We start from the raw sequence: 12,436 nt of genomic DNA, 5'->3' as shown, positions 1-12,436 counted from the left end.
GGCATGTTAGTATTTGAAAAGAGCAGACCAGGCAGAGGATGCCCTGCGCTTCCTCCCTGCGATGTGGAGACCGTGAGCCTGCCGGAGGGGGACAGACGGGGGAAGGAGCTCCACCTGCCCGCCCTGTCCGAGGTGGAGATCTCCCGGCACTACACGGAGCTTGCAAGGAAGACCCACGGGGTCAACGACGGTTTTTATCCCCTGGGCTCCTGCACCATGAAATACAATCCCAGAGTCAACGAGGCGGTGGCCTCCCTTCCCGGATTTACCGAGATCCATCCTCTCCAGGGAGAGGACACGGTGCAGGGCTGTATGGAGGTGCTGCGCCTGGCGGAGAAATATCTGTGTGAGATCACCGGCATGGACCGTATGACCTTCCAGCCCGCGGCGGGAGCCCACGGGGAATTTACCGGGCTTCTCCTCATCAAGGCCTACCATGAGAGCAGGAAGGATGGAAAGAGGACGAAGATACTTGTTCCCGACTCGGCCCACGGCACCAACCCGGCCAGCGCGGCCATGGCAGGCTACTCCGTGGTGACCATCCCCTCCAACGCGGAGGGCTGTGTGGACATCGGGAAGCTGAGGGAGGCGGCCGGCGATGACGTGGCGGGCCTGATGCTGACCAATCCCAACACAGTGGGACTGTTTGACAAAAATATCCTTGAGATCACAGATATCGTGCACAAATGCGGCGGACTGTGTTATTATGACGGGGCGAACCTGAATGCGGTCATGGGCACTGTGCGCCCGGGTGACATGGGCTTTGACGTGGTCCACCTGAACCTCCACAAGACCTTTTCCACGCCCCATGGAGGCGGCGGCCCGGGAAGCGGTCCGGTGGGCTGCAGGGAGCTGCTGACAGATTTCCTTCCATCCGTTCTCGTGACGGGGGAGGACTGCTGCCGGTTTGAGAGGCCGTCCCGGAGCATCGGGGAGATGAAGAGCTTCTACGGCAATTTCCTTGTGGTGGTGCGGGCCCTCACCTACATCCTCACCCTGGGGAGAGAGGGCATCAGGGAGGCCAGCCAGAACGCGGTGCTGAACGCCAACTACATGAGATGCGCCCTGAAGGATCTGTACACCATGGCCTATGACGAGACCTGCATGCACGAGTTTGTCATGAGCCTTGCGGACCTGAAGAAGGGGACCGGCATCTCGGCCATGGACATTGCCAAGGGACTGCTGGACAACGGCATCCACCCGCCGACCATGTACTTCCCCCTGATCGTGGAGGAGGCCCTCATGGTGGAGCCCACGGAGACCGAGTCAAAGGAGACGCTGGACGATGCCATCCAGGTGTTCCGCAGCCTGTATGAGCTGGCGAAGACAGATCCGGAGAAACTGCACGAGGCGCCTGTCACCACGCCGGTCACAAGGCTGGACGAGGTGGAGGCGGCCCGACATCCGGTCCTCACCTATGATTTCGGAGCAGAGGGAGAAGTATGATCGACACCATCAGATATACAGAGAGCGGGCAGTTTGTGCCCTACCACAATCTGGCTGTGGAAAAATATCTTCTGGAGACCTGCGGCGAGAGGGAGTGCATCCTGTATCTCTGGCAGAACCAGAGGACGGTTGTCATCGGGAGGAACCAGAATGCCTGGAAGGAGTGCAGGGTGAGCCGCCTGGAAGAGGACGGCGGGTATGTGGCCCGCCGGCTCTCCGGAGGCGGTGCTGTCTACCATGACCTGGGGAACCTGAATTTTACTTTCCTTGTGAGAAAGAAGGATTACAGCGTGGAAAGGCAGACCGAGGTGATCCTGCGGGCGGTCAGGGCCCTGGGCATCCCTGCGGTCCGGTCGGGCAGGAACGACCTTCTGGCAGACGGGCGGAAATTCTCCGGGAATGCCTACTATGAGCAGGGAGACTACTGCTATCACCACGGTACGCTGATGGTGGACGTGGACAAGGAGGTGCTGGGCAGCTATCTCACGGTGAATAAGGAGAAGCTGAAGTCCAAGGGTGTGGACTCTGTCCGCTCCAGAGTGGCCAACCTGCGGGAATTTGTCCCGGACCTGACTATAGACAGGCTGAAGGCAGCACTGCGGCAGGCCTTTGAGGAGGTGTACGGCCAGAGGAGCACTCCCCTGACAGAGGAGGAGCTGGACGGGGAGAGGCTGAAGGCCGACGAGGAATATTTTGCATCCTGGGAGTGGAAATTTGGGCGCAGGCTGGAATTCCAGTTTGAGCTGTCTCACCGGTTTCCCTGGGGGAGCCTCTCTGTGGAGCTGAAGGTGGATCAGGGAAAAGTGACAGACGCGGCGGTCTATTCAGACGCCCTGAAGCCGGGGCTTATCCTGGCTCTTCCCGACTGTCTGAAAAACGCCAGGTACAGCAGGAAGGCCCTCTGCAGGCAGCTTGGCCTGCTCCACCCGGCCGACCCGGCTGAGGCAGAGATGCTGCGGGATGTCATCCGGTGGGTCGCGTCGGAGGAGATATAGGGAGACAAAAGGAGAAGAGGATATGGAAGAAAGATTCGATCTGATCATCATAGGCGCGGGGCCCGGGGGCTATGTGTGCGCCATCAAGGCCGCAAAGCTGGGGCTGAAGACGGCCGTTGTGGAGGAGAGCCGGGCGGGGGGGACCTGCCTGAACCGGGGCTGTATCCCGGCCAAGGCCATGCTCCACGCCTCCGGACTCTACCGGGAGATCCGGCAGGCGGAGCGGTTCGGGGTAAAGGCAGAGGGAGTCAGCTTTGACTTTGAGAAGATCCTGGCCTACAAGGAGGAGACCACAGACCAGCTGGTGCAGGGAGTGGAGCAGCTCCTTAAGGGAGGCGGCGTGACCTGTCTGGCGGGCAGGGGAAGGCTCCTCCCGGGAAGACAGGTGGAAGTGGAGAAGGACGGAGAAAAGCAGGTGTACCAGGCGGAGCAAGTGGTGCTGGCGGCCGGCTCAAGACCTGTCATCCTGCCCATCCCGGGCATGGATCTGCCTGGTGTCCTGACAAGCGACGAGCTCTTTGCGCTGCGGGAGGTGCCTGAGAGCCTGGTCATCATAGGGGGAGGCGTCATCAGCGTGGAGTTCGCCACCATCTATTCCTCCCTTGGCTGTAAGGTGACGATCCTGGAGGCCATGCCCCGGCTGGTGCCAAACATGGACAAAGAAATCTCCCAGAACCTGAAGATGATCCTGAAGAAGAGAGGAGTGGATATCCACACGGGAGCGGCAGTCCGGTCTGTGGAAGAGGCGGCGGGCGGACTTGTCTGCCGGTTTGAGGAGAAGGAAAAAGAGCAGTCCGTCTCCGGACAGTATGTGCTCTGCGCCGTGGGGAGACGGCCCGCCTCGGAGGGACTTTTTGGGGAGGGTGCAGTCCCGGATATGGAGCGTGGCCGCGTTCTCGTGGATGACAGGTTTGCCACGAGCATCCCGGGCGTCTACGCCATCGGGGATATGATCCCGGGCGCACAGCTGGCCCACGCTGCCAGCGCCCAGGGCATGGTGCTGGCGGAGCTGCTGGCAGGACAGGAGCCCTCTGTGGACCTGGCGGTGGTGCCGGGCTGCGTGTACACGGAGCCGGAGATCGCCTCGGCGGGGCTGGACGAGGAGACCGCCAAAGGGGAAGGGATCCCTGTGCGGACAGGCAAGTTCATCATGAGCGCCAACGGGAAATCCCTCATCTCAAAGGAGGAGAGAGGCTTTATCAAGGTGGTCATCCATGAGGAGACAGAGGAGATACTGGGCGTGCAGATGATGTGCGGCCGGGCCACAGACATGATCGGTGAGTTTGTCAGCGCTATCGAAAACCATCTGACGGCTTCCCAGGTGCTCCGGGCCATGCGTCCCCACCCCACCTACAATGAGGGCGTGGCGGAGGCGCTGGAGGAGCTGAAGGGCGGAGCCATCCATGTGATGCCCAGAAAGAAGAGATAGCAGAAGAGCCAGAGAGAACAGACAGAAGGACAGAGACAAAAAGAGAAGGAGAAAGACTATGATGATGCTGGAGATGAAGACTACGGAGTTCCTTGAGGAGCTGTCTTCCAAGGCCCCCGTGCCCGGGGGAGGGGGAGCCTCCGCCGCTGTGGGAGCCTTCGGGGCTGCCCTTGGCATGATGGTGGCGAACCTGACTGTGGGGAAAAAGAAATACGCGGCAGTGGAGGAGGAGATCCTGGCGGCCCTGGAGGAGCTGGGGAAGCTGCGGGACAGGCTGGTCGCCCTGACAGACCGGGACGCCCAGGCCTTTGAGCCCCTGTCCAGGGCCTACGGGCTCCCGAAAAATACAGAGGAGGAGAAGGCTGCCAGGGAGAAAGTCATGGAGTCCGCCCTTTACGACGCCAGCGTGGCCCCGCTGGAGATCATGGAGACCGTGCTCGCCTCCATGGACCTTTTGGAGGTCCTGGGGGAGAAGGGCAGCAGGCTGGCCTTAAGTGACGTGGGGGTGGGCATCCTCTTTGCCCAGGCGGCCCTGGAGGGAGCCTCCTTAAATGTCTTTATCAACACACGGCTCATGAAGGACAGAGGCCGGGCGGAGGAGCTGAACGGCCGGGCTGACCGGATGATCGCAGAGGGCCGGGAGAAGAAAGAGCGTATTTACAGCCAGGTGCTCCAGAGTGTAAAATAGAGCGGTACCGATCCGGAAGCCTGACGGTGGACGGACGACATGCGGAAGCAGCATGCAGACACAACACAGGAGGGACAAAAAGATGGGAACAGTGATGTTGGGAACCGAAGTGGCGAAGGCCATGAAGGAGCGCCTGATACAGAGGACAGAAGCGCTGAAGGAGAGGGGGACAGAGCCAAAGCTGGCGATCCTGCGGGTGGGGGCAAGGCCGGACGACCTCTCCTATGAGCGGGGAGCAAAGAAACGGATGGAGCTGACGGGTATCGGATGCCAGGTGACAGAGCTTCCGGAGGACGTCTCCCAGAGGGAGCTGGAGGAGGCGCTGGAAGCGCTGAACAGGGACCCTTCCGTACACGGGATCTTAGTGTTCCGCCCCCTTCCCGGGCATCTGGACGAAGAGCCCCTAAAGAGCCTTATCGACCCGGTCAAGGACGTGGACTGCCTGAGTCCTGTCAATATAGCGAAGGTCTTTTCCGGGGACGACAGCGGCTATGCGCCCTGTACGCCGGAGGCGGTGATGGAGATGCTGGACCACTACGGTATTGATCCAAAGGGAAAGAAGGTGACTGTCATCGGAAGGAGCATGGTGGTGGGCAAACCCCTGGCCATGCTGCTCCTTAAGCGGCACGCCACAGTCACCATCTGCCACACCCGGACAGAGGACCTGACAGGCACCTGCCGGGCGGCGGACATACTCATCGCTGCCGCCGGAAAGGCGAAGATGGTCACAGCCCCCATGGCAGGGGAAGGCGCTGTGGTGGTGGACGTGGGCATCAACGTGGATGAGGACGGACATCTCTGCGGGGACGTGGACTTTGAGGCGGTGGAGCCGAAGGCTTCCCTGATCAGCCCGGTCCCGAGAGGCGTGGGGAGCGTGACGACCTCCGTGCTGGCCGCCCACGTGGTGCGGGCGGCGCAGGCAGTGTGCGGGAAACGGAAGAAAGAGTAGGAAAGGAGACGGTTTTTGAGCAGAGAGACAGTAGCAGAGAGACTGAAAGAGAAATTAAAAGAGGCGGTCAGCGCGGTGCTTCCCATCATCGTCATCGTGCTGGCGCTGTGTTTTACCATTGTCCCCCTGTCGCCCGGTATTCTGCTGGAATATATCATCGGTGCGGCCATGCTTGTGCTGGGGATGATGTTCTTTACCCTGGGGGCGGAGATGGCCATGACCCCCATGGGGGAGAGGGTGGGCAGCAGTATGACCCGCTCGAAGAAGCTGTGGGTGATGGTCATCCTTGGCTTTGTACTCGGGTTTATCATCACCGTGTCGGAGCCGGATCTGCAGGTGCTGGCCCAGCAGGTGCCGGCGGTCCCGAACATGGTCATTATCCTGGCGGTGGCGGCAGGCGTGGGGCTCTTCCTTGTGGTGGCCCTGCTGCGCATGCTGTTTGGCATCCCCCTGCCGCGGATGCTGGTGGTGTTCTATCTTATCGTATTTGCGCTGGCGGCGTTTACGCCGAAGGCATTCCTCGCCGTGGCCTTTGACTCGGGCGGCGTGACGACGGGCCCCATGACCGTGCCCTTTATCATGGCGCTGGGCATCGGTATCGCCGCGATCCGGAGCGACCGGCACGCGGCGGATGACAGCTTCGGACTGGTGGCCCTTTGCTCCATCGGCCCGATCCTGGCGGTGCTCATCCTGGGGCTGATCTACGAGACGGACGGGGGCGCCTACAGCCAGTCCGCCCTCACGGAGGTGGGGGACTCCATTGAGCTTGGCAGGCTGTTTTTGCACGCGCTCCCCGAGTACCTGGGGGAGATCGCGGTATCCCTGCTTCCCATCGCCTTGTTCTTCGCCCTGTTCCAGATCTTTTCCCTGCGGCTGAAAAAGCGGCCCCTGATCAAGATCCTGGTGGGGCTGTTCTACACATACATCGGGCTTGTTCTGTTCCTGACGGGCGTGAATGTAGGGTTCATGCCGGCGGGGAACTACCTCGGCCAGATGATCGCGGCCCTTCCCTACCGGTGGATCATCGTCCCCATCGGCATGCTGATCGGCTACTTTATCGTCATGGCGGAGCCGGCCGTGTACGTGCTGACCCGGCAGGTGGAGGAACTGACGGACGGCGCCATCGACAGCGGCGTCATGAAGACGGGCCTGTCCATCAGCGTGGCGGTCTCCGTCGGACTTGCCATGCTGCGGGTGCTGACGGGGATCTCCATCTTCTGGCTCCTTGTGCCGGGCTATGCCCTTGCCATCGGGCTGTCCTTCTTCGTGCCGAAGATCTTCACGGCCGTGGCCTTTGACTCCGGCGGCGTGGCCTCCGGGCCCATGACGGCTACCTTCCTGCTTCCCTTTGCCACAGGCGCCTGCCTGGCGGTGGGGGGAGACGTGGTGGCGGACGCCTTCGGCGTGGTGGCCATGGTGGCCATGACGCCCCTGATCACGATCCAGGTGATCGGCCTGATCTACCGGCTTCAGGAGCGCAGGGCGCAGGCGACGGCTGCCGCGGGCGCGCCCATGTCCCTGGACGCCTATGCGGATGACGCGGTTATTGAATTGTAGGGAGAGGTACAGCTATGAGTGAAGTATATATGATGGTGACGGTCATCGACCGGAAAGATACGGAAAGATTTCTGGAGTTTTACGCGGGCAGGCAGGCGGACGTGCAGATCGTGGCCCTGGGGAAGGGGACTGCCGGCAGCGAGATCCTGGATTACCTGGGGCTCGAGGATGCGGAGAAGGCGGTCGCCCTCTCTGTTGTGACAGGCGATGTGTGGCAGACCGTCAAAAAAGGCCTGCGGCAGAAGTTCCGGATCGATGTGCCCGGTACGGGCATCGCATTTACGGTTCCCGTAAGCAGCATCGGCGGGAAGAGGGAGCTTTTGTTCCTGCTGGACGGGCAGAATTTTGAGAAAGGGGAGGAGACAGTCTTGAAGGATACAGCACACGAACTGATCGTAGTGATCGCAAACCAGGGGTACAACGAGATGGTGATGGACGCGGCCAGGAGGGCCGGCGCGGGCGGCGGCACAGTGCTGCACGCCAGGGGGACCGGGATGAAGCGGGCGGAGAAGTTCCTGGGCGTCTCCTTAGTCTCTGAGAAGGAGCTTGTGCTCATCGTCGCGAAGACGGAGAAAAAGAACGCCATCATGCAGGCTGTGATGCAGGGCGCCGGCATGGATACGAAGGCAAAGGCCATCGTCTTTTCCCTCCCTGTCACGGACACGGCCGGCCTGCGCCTCATCGAGGAGGACGACGAGAGCGGGGAGCAGGTATAGCACACAGAGATCATACGAAAGAGGAGGCGTTTATGCCTCCTCTTTTTCGTGCACGTCTGATGCAGTGCTTTAATCGCGTTTACATGTATTGCTTTTAAATATCTAAATGAAATTGCCGTTTATATAAATAAAAGGTACATCTTATGCCGATTAATGCCTTGTCTGTGGCCTCTACAGCTTCACAACATTGACAGCCTGAGGTCCCTTGGTTCCCTCGGTCACATCGAACTCTACCTGCTGTCCTTCGTCGAGCGTCTTAAAGCCGTCCATCTGAAGTCCGGAGTAGTGAACGAAGATGTCTTTTCCCTCCTCATCTGAGATGAAACCATAGCCCTTCTGATTGTTGAACCACTTTACAGTACCTTTGCTCATAGACTACCTCCACATAAAATATAAATAAAAGATAAAAGGTTCATAAATCTACAGAATTGTCTGTAAATTTACTCTGTCAGCGTAGCATAAATCGAATTAAAAGTCAATCTATATGACAGAAATATACAGAAAATCCGCGGCTTCCGGGAGACAGCATGTGCAGTTTTCCTTGTGCAAATACGGAGAATCCAGTATAATAGAAAAGTATTGGGAACAGAAATGTAAAAACTTGGGAAAAATAGAAAAGGAGGAAACGTACATGGGCGGACTTTTCGGTGTCGCATCTAAGAATGACTGTATGCTGGAGCTCTTCTACGGGGTGGACTACCACTCCCATCTGGGGACGAGGAGGGGAGGTATGGCGGCCCACGGGAAAGACGGCTTCTGCCGGGCGATCCACAATATCGAGAACTCCCCGTTCCGGACAAAGTTTGAGCGGGATGTGGAGGAGATGAAGGGCAATCTGGGGATTGGCTGCATCTCGGACTACGAGCCCCAGCCGCTGCTCATCCAGTCTCATCTGGGGAGCTTTGCCATCGTGACGGTGGGGAAGATCAACAACATGGACGAGCTTTTGAAGAAGGTTTATGACGAGGGGCATTCCCATTTCCAGGAGATGAGCGGCGGCGTCATCAACGCCACAGAGCTGGTGGCCTCCCTGATCTGCCGGAAGGATTCCTATGTGGAGGGCATCCGCTACGCCCAGGAGCTGGTGGACGGCTCCCTCACCCTGCTGATCATGACAAAGGACGGCATCTACGCGGCCCGGGATCTCTGCGGGCGCACGCCCCTTATGATCGGCCGCAAGGAGGATGCGTTCTGCCTCTCGTTTGAGAGCTTCGCCTACATCAACCTGGGTTACACAGACTACCGGGAGCTGGGACCAGGCGAGATCGACTACGTGACGCCGGAGGGCGTGGAAGTCATGCTGCCACCCGGGGACAGGATGAAGATCTGCTCCTTCCTGTGGGTGTACTACGGCTATCCGACCTCCACTTACGAGGGTGTGAACGTGGAGGCCATGCGCTACCGCTGCGGCAGCATGCTGGCAAAGCGGGACGATGGAAACGTGGAACCGGACATCGTGGCCGGCGTGCCGGACTCCGGCATCGCCCACGCCATCGGGTACTCCAATGAATCCGGGATCCCCTTTGCCCGCCCCTTTATCAAATATACGCCCACGTGGCCAAGATCCTTTATGCCGCAGAACCAGAGCCAGCGGAACCTGATCGCGCGCATGAAGCTGATCCCGGTGCGGGAGCTGATCGAGGATAAGAAGCTGCTTCTCATCGACGACTCCATCGTGCGCGGGACGCAGCTTCGCGAGACGACGGAGTTCCTCTATAAGAGCGGCGCGAAGGAAGTGCACATACGTCCCGCCTGCCCGCCTCTTTTGTACGGGTGCAAGTACCTCAACTTCTCCCGCTCCAAGTCGGAGATGGAGCTCATCACACGGCGCGTGATCCAGGAAGAGGAGGGGCCGGACTGCCCGCAGGAAGTGCTGGAGGAGTACACGGATCCGGATTCCTGCCGCTATGCGAAGATGATCGAGGCGATCCGGAGGAAGCAGAATTTCACGACGCTTAGGTATCACCGTCTGGACGACCTGCTGGCCTCTATCGGCATCGAGCCGTGCAAAGTGTGCACCTACTGCTTTAACGGGAAAGAATAAGAACGAAAAGGAGAGGTTGGACCGATATGGCAGCAATCTATACACGGGTAGAGGAACTCATCGGCAGGACCCCGCTCTTTGAGCCCGCCGCGCTGGAGAGGGAGCTGGGGCTGAAAGCCAGGGTGCTTGTCAAGCTGGAGTTCTTTAACCCGGCCGGGAGCGTGAAGGACCGGGCGGCCCTCTCCATGATCCTGGACGCGGAAGAGAAGGGCCGGATCCGGCCCGGGGACACCATCATAGAGCCCACCAGCGGCAACACCGGCATCGGCCTTGCCGCCGTGGCTGCCTCCCGCGGCTACCGGGTCATCTTCACCATGCCGGAGACCATGAGCATGGAGCGGCGCAAGCTCCTGCAGGGCTACGGGGCAAAGATCGTCCTGACAGACGCGGCTGCGGGCATGGCCGGCGCCATCCGGAAGGCGGATGAGCTGGCGGCAGAGACAAAAGGGGCGGTTGTGCTCGGGCAGTTCGTGAACGGGGCCAATCCCCGGGCCCACTATGAGACGACCGGGCCGGAGATCTGGGAGGATACAGGCGGCCAGGTGGATGTGTTTGTGGCCGGCGTGGGGACCGGCGGGACCATCACGGGAACGGGCCGTTTCCTCAGGGAGAAAAATCCGGATATCCATCTTGTTGCGGTGGAGCCGGCGGACTCCCCCGTCCTCTCGGGGGGCGCAGCCGGGCCTCACGGCCTGCAGGGGATCGGGGCCGGGTTTGTCCCGGAGATCCTGGATACAGACCTGTACGATGCCGTCATCCGGGTAGAGACCCGGGAGGCGTACCGGGCAGCCAGGATGCTGGCAGCGCGGCAGGGCCTGCTGACCGGGATCACCTCCGGCGCGGCTCTTCATGCAGCCCTTCTTCTCGCAGGACAGGACAGATTTGCGGGGAAGACGATCGTGGCGCTGCTCCCGGACACAGGAGAGCGCTATCTGTCCACACCACTTTTCGAGGAGTGAAATACGTATGATTACTTTAACAGGAAAAAAAGTATCGGAAGGCATCGTGATCGGCCGCCTCGTCTTTTTCAACAGGGGGGAGCGGGAAGTGCGCCGGATCTATGTGGAGGATGCGGAGAAGGAGCTGGTGCGCTTCCAGAAGGCCCGGGTGCGGACCGCGGAAGAACTGCAGGAGCTCTGCGAGGAGTCCGCAGGCGAGCTGGGCGAGACGAACGCCATGATCTTTGAGGTACAGCAGATGGTGATCGAGGATGACGCGTTCCTGAACCAGGTAGTCCGGATCATCACGGAGCAGAAGCTGAACGCGGAGTACGCGGTCCGGGAGTCCGCCCGGGAGTTCCTCAAGACATGCGGGGCGAGGCCGGAGAGCTACGTGCGTGGGCACGAGGCGGACGTCCACGATGTGGTGGCCCGCATCCTGCGCATCCTCTCCAGGGGAAGGAAGGACCGCATGATCATGGACGAGCCGTTTATCATGGCGGCCAGGGACCTGTACCCAAGCGAGGCGGTCCGGCTCGACAAGACAAAAGTCCTCGGCTTTGTCACCATGTACGGCTCCATCAATTCCCACACGGCCGTGCTGGCGCGGACAAAGGGAATCCCATCCGTGATCGGGCTCGGAGAGGCCCTGAAGAAGGACTACGAGGGGAAAATGGTCATCATCGACGGCTTTGACGGGAAGCTGTACATTGAGCCGGATCAGACGACCATGGAGAAGATGAAGCAGAAGAAGCAGCAGCACATGCAGAAAGTAGAGACGCTGGAGCGGCTCAAGGGCAAGGAGAACATCACCCAGAGCGGCCAGAAGATCGAGGTGTGCGCCAACATCGGCAGCCGGGAGGACATTGAGAGGGTCCTGCGCAGCGACGCAGGCGGGATCGGCCTGTTCCGCAGCGAGTTCCTCTACATGGAGACGCCCGGCAGGCTGCCCACCGAGGAGCAGCAGTTCCAGGTGTACCGGCTGGCGGCCGAGGCCATGGGAGCCAAGAAGGTGGTCATAAGGACTGCGGACCTGGGCGGGGACAAGATGCCCGAGGGCATGGAGATCCAGGGGGAGGCCAACCCCATGATCGGGTACAGGGGCATCCGGATCTCCCTGGACAAGCGGGAGATGTTCAAGACCCAGCTGCGGGCCATCCTGCGGGCATCTGCGTTCGGCAACCTGCAGGTCATGTTCCCCATGATCACCTCCATCGAGGAAGTGACGGAGGCGAAGAAGGTTCTGGAGCGGGCCAAGGCGGAGCTGAAGGAAGAGAAGACGGCCTATGACGAGAATATCCGCGTCGGCGTCATGATCGAGACGCCGGCGGCCGTCATGATCAGCGGGGAGCTCGCCAGGGAAGTCGACTTCTTCAGCATCGGGACTAACGACTTGACCCAGCACACCCTGGCCATGGACCGGACCAACCGCAAGCTGACCGGGTTCTACAATCCCTATCACCCGGCGCTCATCAAGATGATCCGGATCGTGGCGAACAATGTGCACCTGGAAGGGAAGCATATCAGCATCTGCGGGGATCTGGCGGCAGACACGGATATGACGGAGACCTTCCTACAGATGGGGATCGATGAACTGTCCGTGGCGCCGGGCAAGGTGCTGCCGCTGCGGAAAAAGATCCGGGAGATCCGGTAGGATCCCCGGGGACAGGAGCG

Annotated in this window: 11 protein-coding genes; 10 read left to right on the top strand and 1 reads right to left on the bottom strand. The window is 60.3% G+C overall.

Translation table 11 applies throughout. From position 1 onward, the window contains the following. The first annotated feature begins 3 nt into the window (after window positions 1-3). From gcvPB to H6A20_RS05670, 7 genes are all read left to right on the top strand, one after another. Complete coding sequence (gene gcvPB, locus H6A20_RS05700) at window positions 4-1,446, top strand: aminomethyl-transferring glycine dehydrogenase subunit GcvPB (protein ID WP_204906183.1); 1,443 nt, start codon at window positions 4-6, stop codon at window positions 1,444-1,446. Beyond that, window positions 1,443-2,441 (top strand): lipoate--protein ligase, encoded by a 999-nt coding sequence (locus H6A20_RS05695; RefSeq protein ID WP_204906182.1) that lies wholly within the window; start codon window positions 1,443-1,445, stop codon window positions 2,439-2,441. Before gcvPB ends, H6A20_RS05695 begins: the two co-directional genes overlap by 4 nt. Before the next feature lie 22 nt (window positions 2,442-2,463). Next, window positions 2,464-3,870 carry a dihydrolipoyl dehydrogenase gene (lpdA, locus tag H6A20_RS05690; protein WP_204906181.1) on the top strand — a complete coding sequence of 469 codons (1,407 nt, stop codon included), beginning with the start codon at window positions 2,464-2,466 and terminating at the stop codon, window positions 3,868-3,870. Window positions 3,871-3,928: 58 nt separating this feature from the next. Next, entirely contained in the window at window positions 3,929-4,558 is a 630-nt protein-coding gene (locus tag H6A20_RS05685) for a cyclodeaminase/cyclohydrolase family protein (protein ID WP_330398064.1), read from the top strand. A gap of 82 nt (window positions 4,559-4,640) precedes the next feature. Then, entirely contained in the window at window positions 4,641-5,507 is an 867-nt protein-coding gene (locus H6A20_RS05680) for a bifunctional 5,10-methylenetetrahydrofolate dehydrogenase/5,10-methenyltetrahydrofolate cyclohydrolase (protein WP_204906180.1), read from the top strand. A 15-nt stretch (window positions 5,508-5,522) separates the two neighbouring features. Beyond that, the gene (locus tag H6A20_RS05675; RefSeq protein ID WP_204906179.1) at window positions 5,523-7,064 is read left to right on the top strand and encodes a DUF1538 domain-containing protein; all 1,542 of its coding nucleotides are present in this window, start codon (window positions 5,523-5,525) and stop codon (window positions 7,062-7,064) included. Between the two features lie 14 nt (window positions 7,065-7,078). Continuing rightward, on the top strand, window positions 7,079-7,780 hold the full coding sequence (locus H6A20_RS05670) for a P-II family nitrogen regulator (RefSeq protein ID WP_204906178.1): 702 nt from the start codon (window positions 7,079-7,081) through the stop codon (window positions 7,778-7,780). A gap of 171 nt (window positions 7,781-7,951) precedes the next feature. On the opposite strand, the gene H6A20_RS05665 is transcribed toward H6A20_RS05670, so the two are convergent. After that, on the bottom strand, window positions 7,952-8,152 hold the full coding sequence (locus tag H6A20_RS05665) for a cold-shock protein (RefSeq protein ID WP_204906177.1): 201 nt from the start codon (window positions 8,150-8,152) through the stop codon (window positions 7,952-7,954). A 259-nt stretch (window positions 8,153-8,411) separates the two neighbouring features. Here H6A20_RS05665 and H6A20_RS05660 point away from each other — a divergent pair, with 259 nt between their 5' ends. The 3 genes from H6A20_RS05660 to ptsP are packed head-to-tail and all read left to right on the top strand — an operon-like array spanning window position 8,412 to window position 12,416. Beyond that, complete coding sequence (locus H6A20_RS05660; protein ID WP_204906176.1) at window positions 8,412-9,824, top strand: amidophosphoribosyltransferase; 1,413 nt, start codon at window positions 8,412-8,414, stop codon at window positions 9,822-9,824. Window positions 9,825-9,850: 26 nt separating this feature from the next. Beyond that, window positions 9,851-10,783 carry a cysteine synthase A gene (cysK, locus tag H6A20_RS05655; protein WP_204906175.1) on the top strand — a complete coding sequence of 311 codons (933 nt, stop codon included), beginning with the start codon at window positions 9,851-9,853 and terminating at the stop codon, window positions 10,781-10,783. A 7-nt stretch (window positions 10,784-10,790) separates the two neighbouring features. Further along, on the top strand, window positions 10,791-12,416 hold the full coding sequence (gene ptsP / locus H6A20_RS05650) for a phosphoenolpyruvate--protein phosphotransferase (protein WP_204906174.1): 1,626 nt from the start codon (window positions 10,791-10,793) through the stop codon (window positions 12,414-12,416). Window positions 12,417-12,436 lie beyond the last annotated feature (20 nt).

The sequence above is a fragment of the Mordavella massiliensis genome (genome assembly GCF_016901695.1).
Taxonomy (GTDB): domain Bacteria; phylum Bacillota; class Clostridia; order Lachnospirales; family Lachnospiraceae; genus Claveliimonas; species Claveliimonas massiliensis_A.
The sequence above is the reverse complement of the archived record's forward strand: the minus strand, read 5'-3'. Positions and strand labels throughout refer to the sequence as shown.

Coding starts and splice junctions, on each gene's coding strand:
- gcvPB (WP_204906183.1), top strand. CDS start 4: ATGTTAGTATTTGAAAAGAGCAGACCAGGCAGAGGATGCCCTGCGCTT.
- H6A20_RS05695 (WP_204906182.1), top strand. CDS start 1,443: ATGATCGACACCATCAGATATACAGAGAGCGGGCAGTTTGTGCCCTAC.
- lpdA (WP_204906181.1), top strand. CDS start 2,464: ATGGAAGAAAGATTCGATCTGATCATCATAGGCGCGGGGCCCGGGGGC.
- H6A20_RS05685 (WP_330398064.1), top strand. CDS start 3,929: ATGATGATGCTGGAGATGAAGACTACGGAGTTCCTTGAGGAGCTGTCT.
- H6A20_RS05680 (WP_204906180.1), top strand. CDS start 4,641: ATGGGAACAGTGATGTTGGGAACCGAAGTGGCGAAGGCCATGAAGGAG.
- H6A20_RS05670 (WP_204906178.1), top strand. CDS start 7,079: ATGAGTGAAGTATATATGATGGTGACGGTCATCGACCGGAAAGATACG.
- H6A20_RS05665 (WP_204906177.1), bottom strand. CDS start 8,152: ATGAGCAAAGGTACTGTAAAGTGGTTCAACAATCAGAAGGGCTATGGT.
- H6A20_RS05660 (WP_204906176.1), top strand. CDS start 8,412: ATGGGCGGACTTTTCGGTGTCGCATCTAAGAATGACTGTATGCTGGAG.
- cysK (WP_204906175.1), top strand. CDS start 9,851: ATGGCAGCAATCTATACACGGGTAGAGGAACTCATCGGCAGGACCCCG.
- ptsP (WP_204906174.1), top strand. CDS start 10,791: ATGATTACTTTAACAGGAAAAAAAGTATCGGAAGGCATCGTGATCGGC.